This is a genomic window from Asticcacaulis solisilvae (assembly GCF_017875235.1).
GTDB lineage: Bacteria > Pseudomonadota > Alphaproteobacteria > Caulobacterales > Caulobacteraceae > Asticcacaulis > Asticcacaulis solisilvae_A.
On sequence record NZ_JAGGMI010000001.1, the window covers coordinates 517,808 to 538,555 of the forward strand.

13 protein-coding genes are annotated in these 20,748 nt (G+C 61.6%); 8 read left to right on the forward strand and 5 right to left on the reverse strand.

Features of this window, described 5'->3' with window-relative positions; translation table 11 throughout:
• The first annotated feature begins 1 nt into the window (after position 1).
• Both J2X24_RS02380 and J2X24_RS02385 read left to right on the forward strand, forming a co-directional pair.
• Positions 2-1,201, forward strand: coding sequence for a hypothetical protein (locus J2X24_RS02380; protein WP_209716004.1), 1,200 nt, complete (start codon positions 2-4; stop codon positions 1,199-1,201).
• 8 nt (positions 1,202-1,209) lie between these two features.
• Entirely contained in the window at positions 1,210-1,971 is a 762-nt protein-coding gene (locus J2X24_RS02385) for an SDR family NAD(P)-dependent oxidoreductase (protein ID WP_209716007.1), read from the forward strand.
• Positions 1,972-2,123: 152 nt separating this feature from the next.
• On the opposite strand, the gene J2X24_RS02390 is transcribed toward J2X24_RS02385, so the two are convergent.
• Complete coding sequence (locus tag J2X24_RS02390) at positions 2,124-2,894, reverse strand: ThuA domain-containing protein (protein ID WP_209716010.1); 771 nt, start codon at positions 2,892-2,894, stop codon at positions 2,124-2,126.
• Between the two features lie 8 nt (positions 2,895-2,902).
• Positions 2,903-5,905 carry a glycosyl hydrolase family 28-related protein gene (locus J2X24_RS02395; RefSeq protein ID WP_209716013.1) on the reverse strand — a complete coding sequence of 1,001 codons (3,003 nt, stop codon included), beginning with the start codon at positions 5,903-5,905 and terminating at the stop codon, positions 2,903-2,905.
• 370 nt (positions 5,906-6,275) lie between these two features.
• Between J2X24_RS02395 and gntR the strand changes: the two genes are divergently transcribed.
• The 6 genes from gntR (at position 6,276) to J2X24_RS02425 (ending at position 17,861) form a co-directional block, all read left to right on the forward strand.
• Positions 6,276-7,313 carry an HTH-type transcriptional regulator GntR gene (gene gntR / locus J2X24_RS02400; protein ID WP_245344370.1) on the forward strand — a complete coding sequence of 346 codons (1,038 nt, stop codon included), beginning with the start codon at positions 6,276-6,278 and terminating at the stop codon, positions 7,311-7,313.
• Positions 7,314-7,889: 576 nt separating this feature from the next.
• Complete coding sequence (locus tag J2X24_RS02405) at positions 7,890-8,447, forward strand: gluconokinase (RefSeq protein WP_209716016.1); 558 nt, start codon at positions 7,890-7,892, stop codon at positions 8,445-8,447.
• Positions 8,448-9,064: 617 nt separating this feature from the next.
• Positions 9,065-12,166, forward strand: a complete 3,102-nt coding sequence (locus J2X24_RS02410; RefSeq protein WP_209716019.1) for a TonB-dependent receptor — start codon at positions 9,065-9,067, stop codon at positions 12,164-12,166.
• A 179-nt stretch (positions 12,167-12,345) separates the two neighbouring features.
• Positions 12,346-13,587: an alginate lyase family protein gene (locus J2X24_RS02415; RefSeq protein ID WP_209716022.1), complete on the forward strand. Its 1,242-nt coding sequence runs from the start codon at positions 12,346-12,348 to the stop codon at positions 13,585-13,587.
• A 1-nt stretch (position 13,588) separates the two neighbouring features.
• Positions 13,589-15,424 (forward strand): hypothetical protein, encoded by a 1,836-nt coding sequence (locus J2X24_RS02420; protein WP_209716025.1) that lies wholly within the window; start codon positions 13,589-13,591, stop codon positions 15,422-15,424.
• A gap of 112 nt (positions 15,425-15,536) precedes the next feature.
• A complete protein-coding gene (locus tag J2X24_RS02425) occupies positions 15,537-17,861 on the forward strand; it encodes a glycoside hydrolase family 88 protein (RefSeq protein ID WP_209716028.1) in 2,325 nt (774 codons plus the stop codon).
• A gap of 183 nt (positions 17,862-18,044) precedes the next feature.
• Here the strand turns inward: J2X24_RS02425 and J2X24_RS02430 are convergent, their stop codons facing one another.
• From J2X24_RS02430 to J2X24_RS02440, 3 genes are all read right to left on the reverse strand, one after another.
• The gene (locus J2X24_RS02430; protein ID WP_209716031.1) at positions 18,045-18,491 is read right to left on the reverse strand and encodes a response regulator; all 447 of its coding nucleotides are present in this window, start codon (positions 18,489-18,491) and stop codon (positions 18,045-18,047) included.
• A gap of 48 nt (positions 18,492-18,539) precedes the next feature.
• Positions 18,540-18,893 (reverse strand): DUF2147 domain-containing protein, encoded by a 354-nt coding sequence (locus J2X24_RS02435; protein ID WP_209716034.1) that lies wholly within the window; start codon positions 18,891-18,893, stop codon positions 18,540-18,542.
• A gap of 88 nt (positions 18,894-18,981) precedes the next feature.
• A complete protein-coding gene (locus J2X24_RS02440; RefSeq protein WP_209716037.1) occupies positions 18,982-20,670 on the reverse strand; it encodes a methyl-accepting chemotaxis protein in 1,689 nt (562 codons plus the stop codon).
• Between the last annotated feature and the right edge of the window lie 78 nt (positions 20,671-20,748).

Below are 20,748 nucleotides of genomic sequence, written 5' to 3' on the forward strand. Positions count from 1 at the left end.
CATGCGTTCCGCACTCCTGATCGCCGCCATGATCGCGGCCCTTGCCACGCCCGCCCTGGCCGAGGTCGGCAAGCGCTATCCGTCCGAAAAGCGCGTCATCGCCGACGCGGTCACCGGCCGACCGCTGACGCTGCTGACCTCGGGCGCGGTCGGAGACGCTAAGATCTACCCGACCCATCCCCAGTGGGCCAAGGACGGCGTCAATATCGTCTTCCGTTCCGGGGAACGGGCCGGATCACCGCAGATCTTTGCCGTCAATGAGACGACGGGTGACATCGTACAACTGACCGACGGCCCGGGCGTCGATATCGGCTCGATCAATGTCGCGCGGCTGTCGAACCGCGTCTTCTACCTGCGCAAGGGCGACACCCCGGTGCTGAAGTCGATCGACCTGACGGCGCTGCTGGCCGATTCAAAAGCCGGCAAGCTGAAGGCCGAAGGCTATGAGACCAGCCACGGCAAGCTGCCGGATGGCTTCATCAATGCCGGCGGCTTTACCCTCGATGCCGATGAAAAGACCGCCTATTTCGGCTTCGACCAGCAAAAGGCGCCGCCGCGCGCGCAAGGCGGCCCCGTGCCGCAGGTGCCGGGCGGGATTCTTGCCATGGACATCGCCACCGGCAAGACGCGGACCGTCATAAAGTCCGAGTTCCGCATGGGCCACGTCCAGGCCAATCCGTTCAAGCCCGGCGAAATCCTCTACTGCTGGGAAACAGGCGGAGACGCGCCGCAACGCATGTGGATCGTCAATGCCGACGGTACCGGCAATCGCGAAGTTTTCCGGGAATCGCCCGACGACTGGGTGACCCACGAACAGTTCGCCGACGCTGACCACGTCATCTTCAACCTCCTGGGCCACACGCCAAAACTGTCGCAGCGGGCAACCGGCATCATGGTCATCGACCTGCGCACCGGCGACATCGAAAATTTGGGCCAGGTGCCGTTCAAGTCCAAGGCACGCAGCTTCTGGCACAATGGCGTGACCTATGACGGCCGCTACGCCGCCGGCGACACCTTCAACGGCGACCTCTACCTGATCGACCGCGCAAGCGGCGAACGCAAGCTGCTGTCGACCGGCCACTTCATGAAGCCCGACCACCTGCACCCCAGCTTCAGCGCCGATAATACGCGCCTGCTCGTCCAGTCCGGCCTCCTGACCGAGGGCAAGAAGCTGTCGCTGATCGTCATTCCAATAAACTAAGGATCTCAATGCTTACCGACCTCAAAGACAAGGCCGTGCTGGTTACCGGCGCCTCCTCCGGTATCGGCGCCGCGGCGGCGATCGGTTTCGCCAGGCACGGCGCGGCGGTCGCCGTCCACTATGGCGCCAACGCGGACGGCGCCCGCGAGGTCGTACAGGCCATCACCGATCTCGGCGGCAAGGCGGCGCTCATTCAGGCCGACCTGACCGATCCGAAGACGGCGTCCCAGATGGTCGCCGAGGCCGCCACGGCCTTGGGCAAGCTCGACATCCTGGTCAACAATGCCGGTTCGCTGTGCGGCCGCAAACCCTTCATGGAGATCGACGACGCACTCTACGACAACGTCATGAACCTCAATGTCCGCTCGGTTATCAACGCCTCTCAAGCCGCCGTGCCGCTGATCGAAACCCAGGGCGGCGGCACTATCATCAATGTCGGCTCGATCGCCGGCAATGACGGCGGTGGGCCGGGTTCGGGCCACTATGCCTGCGCCAAGGCCTATATTCATAACCTGACACGTCACATGGCGCGCGACCTGGCCGGACGCGGCATCCGCGTCAATGCCATCGCGCCTGGCGTCATCGAAACGCCCTTCCACGCGGCCACGCCGGCCGACCGCATGGAAGCCATGAAGAACGCCACCCAGCTCAAGCGTGTCGGCACGCCCGACGACTGCACCGGCACCCTGCTCTACCTCGCTTCGGAGCAGATGAGCGGCTACATCACCGGCCAGATCATCCATATCAATGGTGGGCAATATATGCCTTAGGCCAGGCACCGTAAGGTCCCCCTTCCGTCAGCTCGCATAGGCTCGCTGCCACCTTCCCCGTAAACGGGGAAGGAAACGAAAATGAGCTTAATCAATTCCTTCCCCGTTTACGGGGAAGGTGGCATTTGCGGAGCAAATGACGGAAGGGGGACTTACGGTGCCGCCATCCGTCCGGTGACCGTCCAGTAGACGCCGCCAAAGATATGGCTCAGATACTGCGGGTCGCGGTACATTTCGCCATTGTGCCCAAGCGTGGTGACGAAGACGCGACCCTTTTCGTAAGCATGATACCAGGCGATCGGATGGTCCTTACCCATCGGCTTGACGGTTTGGCCCGGCCAGATCTTGGTCGGATCGTAGCTGTCTTCATCAACGCCCAGCACCGTGTGGATCTTCACATTGTGGGGATTGGTCGTGGTGTAGAACTCGTCGCTCCACAGCCAGCGCTCAGGCACGCCATAGGTCGCCGGAAAGGTTTTGTCGACGACCGTGACGACGCCCGTCTGCAACATGGGATGGACGCCGACGGTCCGGCCGACCAGCTTTTCGTACCACGGCCAGCTGTTCGCCGGCAGGGCGATGGCCGCACGGTGCACCACCATCGCATTGCCGCCCGAACGCATATAGGTCTCAAAGCCGCCGCGCTGGGCGGGGCTCAGGTCCTCGATCGGCGTATTCAGCAGCATGACCGCCGCGTACTGCCCCATATCCTTCTCAAGGTCCTCCGGCCTGTTGGTCCACACGACCTCGAAGGCGTGCAACTTGGCCATCTTTTCCATGCTGTCACGCGCGATCGGGATATATTCGTAGTGATACTTGGAGGGCATGGCGAGGACCAGCAGCTTGAACTGGTTCTCCGCCCAACCGGCTGACGGGAACACGACGGCCAGCACCGCCACAAGCATCACTACCAAACGTCGCATGTAACTTCCTATCGCTCGATCGCGTAAAGGCCGTGGTGGCTGAGGATAAACAGGGTCCGCATATCCGGACCGCCGAAGATCAGCTGCAGAGGCCGTTCCGGCGTATCGATCCGGCCGACTTCCTTGCCTTCACTGTCATAAATAAAGACCTGGCCATTGGCGACATAGAGCTTGCCGTCGGGACCAAGGACCGCGCTTTCGCCGCCGCGATTGGCGATGACCTTGAGGTCGCTCAAGGCGCCGCCTTCGGCGACCACGCCGCTATAGGTCTTGTTCTCCGAGCCATTCGTGAAGACAATGCGCTCGCCGATCTTGCCGCCCGTAAAGCCATAGGTCTGGAGCGTATCGGACCAGCGCCAGCCCAAGTGGTTTGTCGGCCCCTGCTGCAGCATGCGGAAGGCCGGCAGGACCAGGCTGCCATCCTTTGATACATATTCGTGCGTCTTGGCCGTCTGGACGTCCCTGGCGAAGAGTTCCGCCAGGGTCGCGAACCGAAGAGTTTTCGGATCGAGCTGGTCGCGGAACTCGCCATTGTTCCAGAAATTGCCTGGCAGGAGTGTCCGGGCATCCTTGCGCGCCGCCACCGGCGTCTTCGCCACCAGCGCCATGTCGAAGCCCGCCACCTTGGGGTTGAAGCTGTAGACATTGCCGGCGGGACCTTCCGACGACAGGACAAGTATGTCGCCATTGTCCGCCACGGCCAGGTTGACGGGATCGAGCGGCGCGTCGCGGACGATCGACAGGCCCGACTTGGCCGACCAGCTGTAGATGCGGTGGAACTGGCGCTCGACGAAGTAGAGCGTACCGTCGGCAGCTGTCGCCGCCCCCGAGATCGAATAGAAGCCGCCTTCGATTTTTTTGACCGCTGACGTGTCGGGCTGGACCACCTTGGGTGTCGCGGGCACGTCGAGCACGGCGAATTCGCGCTCGCGGACCTCGGCCTTGCTATTGACATCGACAATAGCGTTCTCGAACGGAAACTTGCTGGCGCGCAGATAGGTCGTGCAGCCGGCGTCGTCGCAGGTGGCATAGCCGCTTTCGGCGTTGACGTGGACATTGCGGAAGCGAATGTCGGAGGCGTTATAAAGCTTGACCGCGGCGTAAGCCGGCTTCAGCGACCGCGTCACGCGATAGCCGTGATAGTTGGCGAACAGGATGTTGCGCGAGTTGCGGATCTCGGTCGACAGGGCGTCGAGGCCATCACGCACCTCCTGCTCGGTCTGCGGCGCCAGGAACTCCCAGTTTTCGACGCCGTCGAGGACGATCTCGGCGCGCACGTGGTGCTCGGCCGACATCTGGTAGACATAGCCGGGCGTCTTGGTGTTGGTGACGTATAGACCGGCCTGCGAGAAGGTGTTGGGCGTCCAGACTGCATTGAATGTACCGCCGCCGCCGTCCTTGACCCAGATGCTGGGGTATTGACCGTCCCAGCGGTTCTTGGGGTCGGACATGTCCATACGCTTGCCGTGGCCCAGGCGCGTACCCGATCCGCCCTGGATCTTGACGTCATTGACCATCGAATCCACGCCGGCCATCCAGACGAGAGCCGAGGCGCGCGGATTGTATCCGCCGGTATAAAGGCCAAAGCCGAACAGAATGGCATTCCCGCCCCTGGCGCTTTCGATCATCGGCTTAAGGCCGCCGACACCGAGATAGTTCGGCGTGCTGTCTTCGAGATAGATTTGCGTCAGGCTGGGATGCAGCGCGATCAGCACGCTGTCCGGCCGCAGGCGCAGGGTATCGCTGACGCGATAATGGCCGGCCGGCAGGTAGACGACACGGTTTTTGTCAATCGCCGCCTGAAGGGCTGCCGTGTCATCCGCGATCCCGTCCCCCTTGGCGCCCAGGTCACGGGCGCTCTTCCACTGCTTGACCGCCGGCAGCAGCTTGAGCGCCGGCGGGCGGGCGGCGGGCAACTTTGCGACTGCCTTGGCGTCGACGCGCGTTTCGAACGTCCCGGTGGCTCCTAAAGCCGGGAGGGTCAGGCCATGGGTGAAGCTTTTGACGATATAGGCCGGCCCGCTGCCCGCTACCGTCTTGCCGCTTTCGCGAAACCGGGCGAAGACCTGCACGCCCTTGGCCTGAGCATTGTCGAAGCCGACCTGGGTAAAGACGCTGTCCTCATTGCTGATGACGACTGCGGCGTTCGACAGGTTCTCGAAGCGGACATCCTTGCCCCAGAGAGAGTCGCTATATCCCTCGTCGATCTCGATGCCTGTCTTCGTGTTGCGGATTTTGACATTGACCAGGGTCAGGTCGACCTCGTGCTCGCGAATGGCCGCTTCGGACTGGCCGTCGAATTCGGAATCGAGCAGGGTGTACTGCCAGGCCGGCGAGGTCTTTTCGGTCAGGATGCCATAGCGGCCACCGAAAAAGCGCAGATTGTCGCCCTCATTGCCGGCCTGATAGATGCCGGCCAGCGCGGAGCCGAGATGAAAGTCGATGTGGCTCAAGAAGGCATGCTGCGCCATGCGGAAACGCACGGCCGTCGCCGCGGGATTGCCCTGGCCGATCTCGAAATCGACATTGCTCATCGCCGAATAGAAGGTCGAGGAATTGGCGTCGCGAATGGTTTCGCTGTATGGCACAAAGCTGGCGACCGGTACCGGCACCTTGCCGACATTGTACTGGTCGTCGCCGGTAAAGACGATCATCGAGGCGACGCCGGTCTGGAAGCCCGGCGTATTGTCCGCCAGGACAAAGACCGGGCGCTTGGGGCCGACGCCGAAGATGCGCACCGCCGGCCAGACATTAAGGCTGCGCGTCAGACGATATCGGCCCGAAGGCAGAAAGACGATACCGCCGCCCTTGGCCTGATCGATCGCCGCCTGGATGGCCGCAGTGTCATCGGCAATACCGTCGCCCCTGCCTTGGACGCGGATGGCGCGGGGATCGTCGGGGGCGATCTCGTAGGCCGACTGAGAGGCCGGTTTCGGTGCGGCGGTGCTCGCCTCTCCCGGCAGAATGACGGACAGAAACGCGCACACGGTGGCGGTCAGCAGCACTCGCATTGGTATCCTCCCATTTTATCTTTGATGACAGCGCTAACATAAAATTTCAGACTTGGAAACCGTGGTTATACCAATTTAGCCATATAGACCTGCCTCGGATCGCCGAATGGTCGCAATACCGATATTACATATTTATATGACTATTAGCCTGAGTATACGATATCTAAATGCGAGCGCTCAGCAATACAGCGGCAGGTGCCCATTTAACAGACGATGAATTGACATAACCCACTATTTAGCCTTCTAGATCAGATTATATCGCGTATTCGCGCTTCGCATCATGCTGATTCGGCCAGGCCGGTTTCAGCAACTGCACAGAGCACAGACTCTGTTAGCGCTATCCTTGGAATGACCGACTACGGAGTGACTTTTGATCAAGAGCGCGACAAGCCCCAAGGCCAGAGCCTCCAGTACCGGGCGTGTTACGCTTGAGGACGTCGCCCAGAAGGCCGGCGTCTCGACCATTACGGTGTCGCGGTCGTTCCGCTATCCCGGCAAGGTCGCGCCCGATGTGCGCGAACGCATCCAGCGCATCGCCTACGACATGGGCTATGTCTCAAACCGTGCCGCCAGCGCGCTTGCCTCGGCGCGATCGATGAACATCGTCGTCCTGGTGCCCTCTTTACGCAACATGGTGTTCGTCGAAACCCTGGACGGCATCGAAAAAGTCCTGCGTCCCAAGGGCTATCACATGCTGCTGGGCGTCACCAACTATTCCTCCGAAGAAGAGGATGCCCTGGTCCGCGCCTATCTGGCCTTCGACCCCGACGGCATCCTGCTGACCGGTCTCAACTATCGCGAATCGACGCGGCGACTGATCGAACAGCTCAAGATACCGGTCGTCCACATGATGGAGCTTTCCGACCAGGACGATCTGTACAGCGTGGGCTTTTCGCAGGAAGCGGCCGCCGAAGCCATGACCGAGCACCTGATCGCCTCGGGGCGGACGCGGATCGCCTTTATCGGCTCGCAGATGGATTCGCGCACCCTGGCGCGTAGCCGCGGCTATCGCGACACCCTGGTCAAGGCCGGCCTCTATCAGCCGCATCGTGAACTGCTGGTGCCCGACCCCTCCTCCACTGAACTGGGCGGCATATTGCTCAACCGCCTGCTGCGTCAGGCACCCGACACCGACGCCGTCTTTTTCTGTAACGACGACCTGGCTCAAGGCGGGCTGTTCGAATGCCAGCGCCGCGGCATCTCCGTGCCGGCGCAACTGGCCATTGGCGGCTTCAACGACGTGCCATCGTCCGCCTGCACCGTGCCAGCGCTGACATCGGTCGCCACGCCCCGCTACGAGGTCGGCGCCCAGTCGGCCAACATGCTGATGGCCCTGCTCGAAGGCCGCGCGCTTCCTAAGCAACACCTGGATTTAGGCTTTGAACTCAAGTTGCGTGAGAGCGCCTGAGCCGCCAACCGGCCATGCGACCTGATAAATCGGCTTGAACCGGAACTTCATTCTGGCTTGATTATCATGTTTCCTTATGTTAGCGCTGTCATCACTCGATTTATCGCAGGCACCATCTGCGATCGCTGTGGCAGGCAATGAATAAGTAATTAAAGGAACTTGGTGCTCATTTGTCGATCACATCGACTCTAACAACCCGTAAACAGTCAGAACCTGCAATGTTAGCGCTGTCATTCAGCTGAAAGGTACATCAAAGACGAATTAAGGGACTTTGCAGGGAACTCGATCACGGCACAGATGGACGCAGCCGCTGGCGCCGCGGCGAAAGAAACGACCCGAGCGACGCCAATCTGACCTTCCGCGACATGCCGGATCGCCCGTATTGCAAGAGACACGCTTACCCTTCCAGACCCCGGCGGACAGAGAAGTTGCACCCGCTCCGCAAGGCCGACTGGCGTCAGTTGTCTCCCCAACTGACGGCCTGCCAAAACCTTAGCGTTCCCGACAGTGAACTCATCCCTGGGTGTCGGGAACGTCTTTTTTTTCTGAGCTCCATTTTCGCGTCACGGAAGCGCCATGCCCAGCCCCGAAATATCTTACGGCATCCCCGCACCCACGGAATCCGGCGCGCGGCTGGCCCTGGTCGTGATGGGTGTCAGCGGCACCGGCAAGACCACCATCGGCTTGCGACTGGCCGCGGCCATGGGGTGCCGCTTTCATGAAGGCGACGACCTGCATTCGGCGGAAAATGTCGCCAAGATGCGCGCGGGCATTCCGCTGACCGACGACGACCGCTGGCCGTGGCTGGAACGGATCGCCGGCGTCATCAATGATGGGGCGCAATCGGGCTGCGTCGTGTCGTGCTCGGCGCTGAGGCGCACCTATCGCGACTATCTGGTCCGCATGTCGCGCGCCCCCCTGCTGTTCGTCCACCCGCTGGTGAACCCGGCTATGATCGCTCACCGCATGGCTGCCCGCGAAAATCACTACATGCCGCCCGGCCTGCTCGACAGCCAGCTTCTGACCTTCGAACCGCCCGACGACGACGAGCCGGTGATCTCCGTGCCCGGCAGCGACAATCCGGACGCCGTCGTCCATAACATCCTGAGCGAAGTGCGGTTACGCACGGTCTGATATCCGCCGAAAAAGCCACGATACATGCCCTGGCACCGGTTGCCAGCCGACCGCGCATGGCTGCCGCATTCAAAGTACATGGCGCAAAATCACATCCCGTCTCGTAGACTATAGGTCTCATATTGGTATTTCATGTGCCCGCGAAACGGCACCTGTTGGGGCCCAAATCATGGCCAAACAACCGGCATTTCTTCGAATAATGGCCTTACCAATAAAGTCTTGGTTGAAAGGCCGATTGCTGTCCACAAAAGCGCTTCCATTTTTCAGGTTCGCGCCGGACGCCAACAAGCACCTTAACATTATCAACGCGCTTCGCTCAAACAGGCTTCCCTTGCGGCATATTGTGCGGCCTGACATTTCTCGAATGGAAGCGTTTCCACAGGCAAAATCATACAATTTCAAGATCGTTCCAAATATCGAAACGATCGGTTCGAATTTGTGACTATTTGGGTACAGATGTCTGACCAGAAGGTCAAAATATGGGATTTTTCGTTGCCATATCTGGACCATGTGGCTGATCTGCGATATGGCTGCCCCATAAGATGCCTGACCAATTTGTCAAACTTGTCATGACACCGGTAGCAGGCGTCCGAAAATGAAAGCAGGGAGACACCAATATGAGACATTTCGCTATCAAGCGATGCCCGAAGCGCTATCACGGCCTGGCATCGGTCAGCCTTCTGGCCCTGGCCTGCGCAGCCCCGGCCTTTGCGCAGGACGCCGCGCCACCCGCAGACGACGTGGTCGTCGTCACGGGCTTCCGCAAATCCTACGCTGACGCCGTCAAGACCAAGCGCGATACCATCCAGATCTCGGACAGCATTTCGTCGGACGGCCTCGGCCGCTTTCCCGACCTGAACGTCGGCGAAGCCGTCCAGCGCATCCCCGGCATCCAGATCAATCGCGAAGCCGACAGCCGCAACGCCACCATCTCACTGCGAGGCCTGCCCGGCACCTTTGCGCGCACGACGCTGAATGGCGGCGCCTTCGCCGACCCGATCCTGAACGGCTCGACGCCGCTGGGTGCCTTTGCGTCGGACATCTTCACCTCGATCACCGTCATCAAGTCGCCGACCTCGGCCGACCTGGCGGGCGGCCTGTCGGGCAATATCGACCTGCGGATCGCCCCGGCCCTGGCGCGCAAGACCGGCGGCTTCGTCAAGCTGTCCTATGAATACAATTCGCTCGGCGATCTCGGCAGCCCGCTGGCCACCATCGGCTATAACAAGAAGTTCTCGAGCGACTTTGCCGTCTTTGGCGTCGTCGCCTTCAAGGACGAGAAATTCCGCCGCGACACCATCACCGTCAATTCGTGGGCCAACCGCATCGGCGCCATCCAGTACGGCAACCAAGCCGCCTGGTCGGCGACCAACACCACGGCCAACCCGCAGTTCGCCGCCCTGATGGCGCAGTATCCGGGCGGGGTCTATTACCCGTCGCAGACGCGCCAGCTAGTCAAGTTCAACTCCGGCACGCTCCTGTCCGGCGCCGGCGGCTTCGAATGGAAGCCGGCCGACAACTGGAAGGTCGGCATGAACGCCTTCTATACCGAGCGTAACCTGGAAGAAGCGACCAACCACCTGCGCTATATCGACGCCGGACCGGGCCAGGGCACCAACACAGCGCTGACCGCCACTTCCGCCGTCGCCAAGATTACATCGATCGGCACGCCCTATATCGTCGAGACGTCGAACGGGCCGCGCGCCTATGTCAACAGCTTCAGCGCCGAGAACATCAACACTTTCGATTCGATCCGCTCCGAGCCGGCCAACAATAAAACCTGGGCCATCAACCCCAGCGTCGAGTTCCGCAACGAAGCCTGGCGCGTGTCGGGCAACCTGACCCTGTCCAAAGCCGAAGCCCTGTCGAATCAGATCGAGCTCGATATCGTCCAGAACCCGTTCCGCAACCAAAGCGGCCTGAACGGCATCACCACCTCGGTCGATCTGGGCGGCGACGACCTGTCGAACTATACGGCGGTGCTGAACACGCCACTGGCCACCCATATCCCGACCGGCGGCTATGGTATTCCAGCGTCAGCAACGGCCCCGACCCAGGCCGGCGCGCGCATGCCGGGCCAGGCGGCGACCGTTGCCGGCCACCGTTTCGGCGTCACCGGCACCAACGGCATGGCGACCAACGAACTCAACGCCCTGCAGCTCGACGCCGAACGCTTCTTCAAGGAAGATAGTTTCCTGACCAGCGTGCAGTTCGGCCTGCGCTTCGAACACCGTGAGTTCCAATCGACCGGTTCGCGCAACACCGCACTGGGCACCAACACCCAGAACATCACGCCGGACATGGCGCATCAATTGTCCTATGCCGACGACTTCTTCGGTGGCCAGGCGCCAGGCTATTCGAAGAACTGGATGGATATCGACATCGAACGGACGCTGGCCGCCATCACGCCGGTCAATACCGATCCGCGTACGACCGCCAACCCCAACGGCCTGCCCGACCAGTTCAAGATCGATCCGGCGACCGGCGTTTTCCTGACTCCCTATGGCCTGGTCAACAACTACTGGGACGGCAACTACTGGAACAACAACTTCACCAGCGCCGCCGACATCACCTCGGCCTATGTCATGACCAAGTTCGCGACGACGATCGGCTCGGTTCCGCTGCGCGGCACCTTCGGCCTGCGCTATGAAGGCACGAAGAACGACATCGTCGCCCTGGACTGCAAGAACTGCACGAGCGCGCTTGCCGCCCTGCCTGCGCCGGTCAACCACTCGATGACGACGCGTAATTACAAGCAGGAGTATGATTATGTCCTGCCGTCGCTGATCGTCGCCGCCGACATGACCGACGACATCGTCGTTCGCTTCGCCGCCTATTCGACCTATGTCCGCCCGCAACCGCGCGACATCGTGCCGATCACCTTCGTCCAGGCGCCGGAAGTGCTGACCCCGCCGGTCGATCCGGTCTATACGGTCACCATCGGCGCCACCGACCTCAAGCCTTACACCTCGGACTCGCTCGACCTGTCGATTGAATGGTACAACCGCCCGGGCGGCATGGTCGCGATGGCGCTCTATCAAAAGTCGATCGAGGGCTACATCGGGCCGATCACCGACCAGAACATCCTGTGTCCGTCGGACGGCCTGATCAACGGCATCGACTTTGGCCTGGGGACGCTTACCATCGACAACAGCGCCGGCTCGCCCCAGTGCAAGAGCTCCAACACCTTTGTAGGCGCCGGCGGGGCGACCAAGAACGCCATCGTCAATGTCAGCGGCCGCACCAACCAGAACCCGATGACCGTGCGCGGGCTTGAGTTCACCGTCCAGCAGAACCTCGATTTCCTTCCGGGTTTCTGGAAGGATTTCGGCGGCGCCTTTAACTACTCGCACACCACGATCGACGGTGTCGACAATGCCGGCAACCCTATCACCTTGCCCAGCGTGTCGAAGGAGAACTTCAACCTGATCGGTTACTACGAAACCAAGAAGTTTGGCGTTCGCCTGGTGTTCAACCACCGCGGCGACTACGACCTGGCCGCCGGCAACAGCTTCGTCGGCGACGCCCGCACCGTCAAGGCGCGCAGCCAGCTCGACGCTTCGGCCTCCTACAACCTCACCGACAGGGTTTCCGTGTCGGTCGACGCCTTCAATCTGACCGACGCCACGCGGTCGGAATACGAAGTCGACCCCATGCTACCGCGCCGTATCGACTATGACGGCCGCACCTACCAGGTCACGCTGCGCGCCAGCTTCTAAGCGCAGCGGGGCTTAAACCTCCCCGTACTGGCGGAGCGGTTCTTCATAGCCGCTCCGTCCTTTTTCTTCTGATTTCAGCCGGGAGCGTTGTTTGTTTCATACCTCCCCAGCTTGCTGGGGAGGTATAGGGTGAGTGAACGCTTCCTGCTAAAATCAGAATCCTCAGCAGGTGATCAACCATGCGTAATGCCCTGTATCTAACCCTGGCACTGGCCTTGGGAAGCTCTCCCGCCCTTTCGGCCCCCAAATGCGATGCCGCCAAGGGCTACAGCGCCACGTTCAACGGCCGCCGCACCTTTACCTGGAGGGCCGACGCGTTGGTACAAAGCCGCGCGCACATCCAGGCCAATCCGGCCTATACCAAGCTCATCCTTGATGCCGACCGCTCGCTTACGCGCGGCCCGTGGAGCGTCACCGACAAGACTCGCACGCCCCCCAGCGGCGACAAACATGACTATATGAGCATAGCGCCCTATTTCTGGCCCGATCCGTCCAAGCCCGATGGCATGCCCTATGTCAACCGCGACGGCGAGGTGAACCCGGAACGTGCTACCGAAGCCTTTGACCGCAGCCGGCTGGGCGCCATGGGCTCAGCCGTCGAGAGCCTTGGGCTTGCCTATTACTATACCGGCGACAAGCGCTATGCCGAGCGCGCAGCGCTGACCTTACGCACCTGGTTTCTGGCGCCCGAAACGCGCATGAACCCGCATCTGGAGTTCGCGCAAGGCGTGCCGGGCGCAACCCCCGGCCGGCCCTACGGCATTATCGACAGCGCCCAGTTCCTGACCGTCATCGAAGCCATCGGCCTGATCGAGCCATCAGGGGCGCTATCATCCTCCGAATTGACCGGGTTGCGCCAATGGTTCGGCGACTATGTCACCTGGCTGCAAACCTCGAAGAACGGCATTGCCGAGGGGGAGACGATCAACAACCACGCCATCTGGTACGACCTTCAGGTCGCCCAATTCGCCCTGTTCGCCGGCAAGCCCGACATCGCCAAAAGCGTTATTTCCGCTTTTACGGAAAAGCGCATCAAGGTCCAGTTCATGCCCGATGGCACGCTCCCGCGCGAACTGGCGCGGACGCGGTCGTTTCACTACGCCATGTGGACGCTGCACGCCGCCTATGATCTCGCCACCCTTGGCGAATGCGTCGGCGTTGACCTGTGGTCGTGGCAGGACGCCGACGGCCGCGGGCTGAAGTCCGCCACGGCGTTCGCCGCATCCTACGCCGGTCGCGAAAAGGACTGGACGTGGCAGGAGATCGATATGAACACTCAGGATCTCTATGACGCGCTTCTGCGGGCTGCCCGTGGCTATAACGATCCGCGTTTAAGCGAAAAAGCGATGCTCTATCGCGACAGGCACGCCGCCGCCCGCACCAACCTGTTCACGCCGCCCCTCCCCAGCAAGGCCCGCTAAGATGTTTCTGAAAACCTGGCAGGCTGCCGCCGCAGCCGCGCCGTTTGTGCTCGCCGCGCCCGCATTTGCTGCGACGCCGGCTTTCAACGACACCGTCACCACCCGTATGGTGCCGCAGACCGAAGCCCTGCTGGTCAAGCTGATTTCGGAAAAACGCGACCTGGTCATCGACGGCCAACGCGTCTTCGATGCTTCCAAGGATTCTGGGGGCGACAAGTTCCTGTCCGGCAAGATCGCCAACGGCATGGCGTGGCTTATTGTGACCACTCCGCGCAACGATCCGCGCTTTGGCCAGTACATGCAAGGCTTCCGCGAACTATCGCGCCTGACGATCCACGACAAGGTCGAGACCTGGGGCATCTACTACTACATCTCGGCGCTCAAGCAGCTGAAGGACGCCGGCCTGCTGGAGCAATGCGTTGATTCCGAAACTCTGGAAAAATTGAAGACCAAGCTCGACTGGCGCAGCTTTGTGCGGCCGGACCTGTCGCTGATCGACCTGCCCAACAACTATTACGGCGTCGCCTTTTCGATCGCCGGCCTGCGCCAGCAACTCGGCTGGGAAGACGCCACGGGCAAGGACGCGCTGGTCACCAAGGTGCTCGGTCACTATCGCACCTTTTCGGAATCGGGCTTTGCCGATGAGACCGAAGGCGACGGCCGCTTTGACCGTTACAGCGTGCTGCTAATCGCCGAGATCGCCCACCACCATATCAAGCTTGGCATGACACCGCCGCAGCAGGTCCGCGACTGGCTGCGCGGCTCCGCGAAACTGGTTCTGGCGCGGTTGAACGCCCAGGGCGACGGCTTTGAATATGGCCGCAGCATCGGCGCCTATGGCGATACGTCGCTCGTCGAGGTCCTGGCCATAGCCGCCAAGATGGGCGTGCTGACGCCGGAAGAGATGGACGCGGCCTACACCTATTCTTCCGTCTCGGCCGACAAATATATGCGCTTCTGGGTCGATGCCGATACCGGGTCGGTCAATCTGTGGGACAAGGGCCGGCGCACGGACGCTTATCGCGGCAAGCACCGGATTCTGGGCGAGAACCTCAGCCTGGCCCAGCAGTATTTCTACACCAATGCCCTGTGGAATGAGCTGGGTTACAAGGACCGCCCGCCGACGACCGACCTGAAGGCGTGGCGGCGGGCGCAGCCCGAACTGACCACAACCTGGTTTGCGCGCGGCGACTACGACCGCGCCCTCATCACACGCCGCGACGGTGACCGCATGTTCGGTCTGGCGCTGATTAATGGTGGCCAGGGCCAGCATATGAACTCGCCCTACTTCCCGGTTCCGTTTTCGCCCGGACTGGTGGCGGCCGTCGCCGATTCCGGTCTCCCGCAACTGGCGCCGCACGTGACGCTGAGGGATGGGACGAAACTGGCGCCACTGGCTTATTTCCGCAACGTCAAGGTCATTGGCAAGACCGTCGCCTGGCATCAGACCGAGAGCGACCGCCTGGGACAGTCCAAGCCGCAACCCGACGCCCGGCTTAAGGTCAAGACCGCCTACAGGTTCGAAGCGAAAGCCATCACTCGCACCGATATTCTGACGCCTGCGCAAACCCTCGACGTCCAGAGCATAGATATGGAATTCGCCAGCTTCTCGACCGGCACGCTCAAGCGCAAGGGCAAGGCATGGGTCGTCACCTATGGCCCGGGCGCGGCGCGATCCTTTTCCGTGACCGGCTTTCCAGCCTGCGAACTGAAGACCGTCAATGATCGCGCCTATCAGACACCCGAGGGCGCGTTTGCCTCGACGCTGAAATGCACGATCACGGCAAAGCCGTTGTCCGCGCCGCTAACGGTCAGCTGGACCCTTACCTACGATTGACACATCATCAATATATGATACGCCGTTCCGATAATAATTACGGATAACCGGCGCACATGGCTATGGACAGCTTGGCGATCCGCGATATCAATACAAAAAACGAGAGGAAACCATGACCTTCAAAGCCCTGCTCCTCGCTGGCCTCAGCCTGGCCGCCGCCGCGCCCGCCGCCATTGCCGCCGCACCCACGCCCGTGCAGTCCGTACCGTCCGCCGCGCCCGTGCCGTGGAGTTCCGCCGAGGTCATCGCCCTGGCCGAAAAGGTCGGCGACTGGCAGCTGGCGACCCTGGCGGCAGGGTTGACGCCCAATGCGGCGCGCGGCTATCCCGGCCCTAAAAGCTGGGAACAGGGCGCGCTGTTCGTCGGCCTGACCAAGCTGGCTGATCACAGCGCATCGCCACAGTTCAAGCAGGCGATCCTGGCGCGCGGTGAAGCCAATGGCTGGGCCCTGGGCGACCGCGTCTACCACGCCGACGACCATGTCATCGGCCAGTCCTACCTGTGGGCTTCGCAAAACGGCGCCGGGCCTGAATCGATCGCCAATGTCCGCAAACGCTTCGACGACATCCTGGCCGCGCCGTCAGGCGTCGATCTGGCGCACAGCGACTATGGCCCCAAGGGCGTGGCCTGCGACAAGCGCTGGTGCTGGTGCGACGCCCTCTTCATGTCGCCGCCGGCGTGGATGGAGCTGTCGCGCCTGACCGGTGATCCGAAATATCTCTCATTTGCCAAGAAAGAATACTGGGCGGCGCACGACTATCTCTACGATAAGGACGAGCACCTCTATTACCGCGACAGCCGCTTTTTCGACCGCCGCGATATCAACGGCAAGAAGGTCTTCTGGTCACGCGGCGACGGCTGGGTGTTCGCCGGCCTGGCGCTGATCATTCCGCAACTGCCAAAGAATGACCCCGACCGGCCGCGCTTTATCCAGGTCTTCAAGGAGATGGCGGCGAAACTGGCCAGCATCCAGAAGGAGGACGGCTATTGGTCGCCGTCCCTGCTCAGCGATCCGGCAACGGCCCTGCCGGAATCGAGCGGCACCGGCTTCTATACCTATGGCTTCGCCTGGGGCATCAATGAAGGCATTCTCGATCGCGCCACCTATGAGCCGACCCTGCGCAGGGGCTGGACGGCGCTGGTGCGCTCTGTGCATCCCGACGGCAAGCTGGGTTATGTCCAGCCGGTCAGCGACCGCCCGGACGCCGTCGAATACAGCCAGACGCATTTTTACGGCGTCGGCGCGTTTCTGTTGGCGGCCACGGCCATCGCAGACATGAAGCTGACGCCCATCGCGGCGCTCAAGACCACGGTCAGCGTCGAGAACCCATCCGCCTTCGACCAGCCCGCCGCCTTTGTCAGCGTGCCGGTGGCCACGCTCGGCCACTCCGGCAAGAGCACCGGCGGCTGGTCGGTCATCAGCGGCGGCAAGACCTACGCGGCCCAGTTCGATCCGGCCACCAAGGCGATCGAATTCGCCCTGCCGCTGAAGGCCCGCCAGACCGCAAGCGTGTCCTTCCTGCCCGTCCAGGCGCCGTTGCCGCGCCAGACCCAGGCCATTCTCAACGTCCAGGAAGGCGGCAAGCTCGACAACACTGTGCTGAAGGGCGGCGTCTACTACCTGCGCCACAAGTACGAAGTCCCGGCCGACCACTTTATTCATGACGGCTTGATCGCCTATGAGGGCATTGGCTGGGAGTCCGACAAGGCCGCCTATCGCCTCTATCTCGACGAGCGCTATGCCGGCGACATATACGGTAAGAAGCTGCCGCGCCCAATCCTGCAGACGATCGGTCAGGGGGCGGACGACTATCATAAGATGGCCGACTGGGGCCAGGACGTGCTCCAGGTCAACCAGAGCCTCGGCATGGGCAGTATCGGCGAGGTCCGTAACGGCAAGGCGACACAACTCGGCAAGGGCAAGATCACCGCCGAAGCCAATGTACACGGGCCGGTGACGGCCGGCGCCATCGTCGAAACCAAGGGCTTCAATGACGGCAAGGCGACGCTGACCGCCAACTACGAAATCCGCTCGGGTTCGGCCCTGACCTATGTCGACGCCAGGGCCACCGGCAATTCCGGACCCATGGCCGCCGGCATCGTCCACCACAAGGACGTCACGGTGCTGAAGTCCGACGCCCCGTCGGGCAAGTGGGGCTATGTCGCGTCATGGGGCAAGCAGAGCCTGGCCGGCGACGATCTCGGCATGGTGCTCTTCTATCCGGAAGACGCCGTCGCCTCGCGCTTCAATGACGACGGCCAGACGCTGTATGTGACGTTCAAGGACGCGTCGAAAATCAAGTACGCCTATGCCGCCACCTGGGCACAGGACAATAGCGGCGTTCGCGACCTGGCCGGCTTCAAGTCATACATCACCGCAACGCTCGACGGGCTGAACAAGCCGGCGCGCGTGGTCACAGCCGCGAAGAAGAAATAGGCGCCTGAACGGTGCGGGGACGCCACACATTCCCAGGTTCGCATGGCGCCCGGCACTTTTCGCAAACCTGTCACATTGTAGGGTATAAGCACGGCAGGCGGTCCCATAGGCCGCCTGTCTTTGCCGTTTTGTTCTGTCGCGATATTTAAGGCGAAAACCGCTTACACTTTTCGCCATATCGCTCTAAAATCTCAAGGCATCGTCCTGGAGGTCCGGCATCGCCGCCATACCAAACCAGCACTCATCGATGAAGCGGGCCAGCTTGTCATAGCCCGCGATATCGTTGGGCTTCACCAGATAGACGCTGGCGAAGTTCTGATAAGCGGCATTGATGTCGCGCCTGTCCTGCGAACTTGAGAGAATGACGACGGGCATCGCGCGCAGGGTAATCTCGGCCTTGAGGTTTTTCAGGACGTCCATGCCGCTGATGGTTGGCAGGTTCAGGTCCAGAAAGATCAGGTCGTAAGGTCCCGCGTCAGGATTTTCGAGCGTTGCGACCGCTGCCTCGCCCGTTTCGACGTGGACGATTTCGATACGGTCGTTCTGCTTGCCCAGGGCCCGGCGAAACAGCACGGCGTCGCCGGGATTGTCCTCGATAAGCAGAATTCTGAGGCGCCCGTCTTCCTTCATACCCGCCACTCCCATCAAGCAAAAGCGCCACCCAACACCGATCCGTACCTAACCGCGCGGCGGCAGACGTGTCCAGACCTGCGTCTGGCAAAGTATTTTCATGACGCACCCCGTAAGCCTCAGCGTGTCGCCGGCGACCTTCGCGTGGCCGTCATAGGTCTTGTTGTCCGAAGGATCGGTAATGCGGCCTTCCAGCCGGTTATTGGCGGGCTTCAGATAGCCGATCTTACGCCCGGCGAAGCGTCCGGTCTTCAACGTAATGCACGATCCCTGGTCGCACGGCGTGATCTCGGCCGTGACTCCGTCCTTGGTCTTCCACAGCCCATGCACGCCGTCGGCCGCCAAAGCCGCGCCACTTGCGAACACTCCGGCCATTATGGCGGCCACACATAGCTTACGCATAACATTCCCCGTACGGCTTCAACTGCATCCTAAACGCAGTCGGTTGCCTAAGGATAAAAGCCGGCAAAATAATGATCGTCACCAGGCCTCAGGCGGACACCCGGTCCAGGAAGGTCAGGATTTCACGCTTCAGGTTTTCGGTCTGGTCGGACAGGATGTGCGCCGACGACGCCGTCTTCTGCGCGGAAACCGTGGCGTCGTCCGAGGCCCGGTTCATGTCCCCGATATCGTTGCTGACACGGTCGGTATTGCGATAAGCGGCGTTCATATTGGCCGCGATCTCGGCAGTGACGACGCTCTGTTCTTCGACGGCCGAAGAGATGCTGACGGCGATGGCATCGACCGTATCGACGCCCTTGGAGATGGTGTTCAGCACCTGGATGACATCCGCCGACACTTCGCGGATATTGTCGATATTGATGGTGATCTCGCTGGTGGCGCGGCCGGTCGCGGTCGCCAGTTGCTTGACCTCATTGGCGACGACCGCGAAGCCCTTGCCGGCATCGCCCGCACGCGCCGATTCGATCGTGGCGTTCAGCGCCAGCAGATTGATCTGGCCGGTGATGCTCTGGATCAGGTCGACGATTTCGACGATGCGCTTGGTCGCCTCCTCCAGCTTGTGCGAAGTCGTCGAGGCGCGTTCCATCTGGGCGACGACGTCACGAATGGCAATCGAGCACGAGCCCGTCTGGCTGGCGATCTCGCGGATCGAAGCCGACATTTCCTCGGCGGCGGCGGCGACCGTCTGGACGCTGCCCGAGGTCTCGCCGGTGGCGGCGGACACGGTCTGTGCCTTGTCATGCACCGAAGCGACGATGTGGTTCATGTCATCCGAGGCAAGCTTCAGGTCTTCGGTCGCGCCGCCCAGACGACCCATGATGTCGCCGACCGTATCGCGGAAGGCATTGATCTCAGCCTCCAGGCGGCCCTTCTGCTCGACCTTTGCCAGGGCGTCCGCGCTCTGCGACTCCTCGAGGCGGCGAGCGGCGGTCAACCGGTCATTGAGGTTTAGCAGAGAGCGCGTCATGTCGCCGATTTCGTCGCGGCGTTCATCGCCCAGCGACGGCAGTTCCCTGCCATCGGCCAGGGCCGACAGGCCGCGCGTCAGTTGGCCCAGCGGCAGGCGGATGTCGCGCGCAATGACCCAGCTGACGCCGCCCAGCGCCAGAAGCGTAAAGAACCCTATGGCGCCGAACTTCGTCAGTTGCGCCAGGAAGGCGGTATTGACGTCGTCGATATAGATGCCGGAACCGACGATCCAGCCCCATTCCGGGATACGAGACACGTAGGAGATTTTCGCCGTCGGCTTGGTCTTGTCCATTCCGGGCTTGGGCCACCAATAGCGCACAAAGCCGTCGCGGCCGCTGGCCACGGCCTGGGTCATTTCGGAGAAGAGTTTGACGCCCTTGGGGTCCTTGATCTCGGAGGCATCCGTGCCGTCAAGCTCAGGCTTGAACGGATGCATGATCATGTTGGCCTTGTCGTCGATGATCCAGAAATAGTTCTCGCCCTCGTATCGCAGCGCCTTCACCTGGGCGACGGCAGCGGCCTTGGCCTCGTCCTCGCCGATCTCGCCGCGCTTGAAACGTTCATGCTGGGCGCGGATAACGCTGCCGGCGACTTCGACGACATTCCTCGTTTTGTCCATACGGTCGCGCAGCATGACGCCGCGATAATCCATCAGCGACACGGCCGAAACGGCAACAAAGGCAATCAGCGCCATGGCGAGAATCAGCTGAAGTTTTCGCGCGACGGATATGTGTGAAAGCTTCAGCATGGCACTCCCCTGCGGTCTTTAAGAATATGTTCTTGGCGCATGACGCGCGGGGGCGAGTGTTAACGATATTGGTATGCA